Annotated in this window: 1 protein-coding gene; it reads left to right on the top strand. The window is 53.1% G+C overall.

From position 1 onward, the window contains the following. Positions 1-1,289 (top strand): type VI secretion system Vgr family protein (locus tag WFP70_RS26455; protein ID WP_337024900.1); only part of this gene is annotated, 1,289 nt, incomplete at both ends.

The following is a 1,289-nucleotide window of genomic DNA, read 5'->3' as shown; positions in this document are numbered from 1 at the left end:
TTCCGCCGTCTGACGGGTTCCGCAGACCAGGTTAGTTATCTCATTATTATTGAACCCCGCTTTGCGCTTCTGGATAAGCAATACCGCTCACATCGCTTCTTTGTGAATAAATCGGTGCCGGAAGTTGTCAGTCAGATCCTGGATGAGCATGGTTTTCAGGGGTGGGAATATGAATTCAGCCTGAAGCATGGCTACCCCAAAAGGGAGCAGATTAACCAGTATCAGGAAAGTGACCTGAAGTTTGTACAGCGTCTGTTGTCCGAAATCGGCATTTTCTATTACTTCACACTTCAGCCAGACACTCAGACTGAGGTCATCCGTTTTGGTGACGCGCAGAGCGCTTATTCCGATCAGAAGTCGCTGCCGCTGAACAGTCCCTCGGGTCTTGAAGACAATGCTCAGGAATCCGTCTGGAACCTGAATCTGACCCACAACGTGGTTGAAGCGGGTGTGACAGCAAAGGATTACAACCACCGTGAGGCACAGCGCGTGCTGCGGTCGGTGAAGGCCGATATGACGCGGGGTGATGGTGACAACATCTCTTACGGGCAGGTTTATCACTATCGTCCCCGTCATCCCTACAGCGGCGATAAGTTTGCACCAGAAACCGAGACTGCAAACTTTTATGCCCGTCTCGATCATGAACGTTTTCTTGCCCGGCAGACGCTGATATCCGGTGTTTGCAACGATGCTTTTATCAGCCCCGGACATGTTTTATCTGTTACCGAAACAGGCATACCCACGCTGCCTGCACAGCTGCAGAGTCCCGTTTTAATCACCCAAATCAATGTCAGTGCGAGCCGACGTTCAGCCTTCCAGGCCACGCTGAATGCCGTGCCTTACAGTGAGACGCTTTGCTGGCGTCCCGCACTGCCTGCTCGTCCTAAAGTCAGCGGCACCATGACGGCTCGCGTGACAAGTGCGAAAGACAACGACATCTATGCCTGGCAGGATGCATCCGGGTTATACCGTGTGGTGTTTGATGCGGACGAGGAGGATAGAGCGCGCGGCCTCGAAAGCATGCCAGTTCGCCTCGCAAAACCTTACGGTGGAGATATGTACGGCTTCCACTTCCCGCTGATACAGGGGACGGAGGTGGCAATAGCGTTTCGTGAGGGAGACCCGGATCAGCCTTATATCGCTCATGCGCTGCATGATTCACGGCATGTGGATCACGTTACTGAGAAAAATAGCACGCGGAACGTTATACGCACTGCGGGCCTGAACAAACTGCGCATGGAGGATAAGCGTGGTGAGGAGCATATTAAGCTCAGCACGGAGTATGGGGG

The sequence above is a fragment of the Pantoea sp. USMM079 genome (assembly GCF_037153115.1).
Lineage (GTDB): Bacteria > Pseudomonadota > Gammaproteobacteria > Enterobacterales > Enterobacteriaceae > Pantoea > Pantoea communis.
This window is presented reverse-complemented; position numbering and strand designations above follow the sequence as displayed.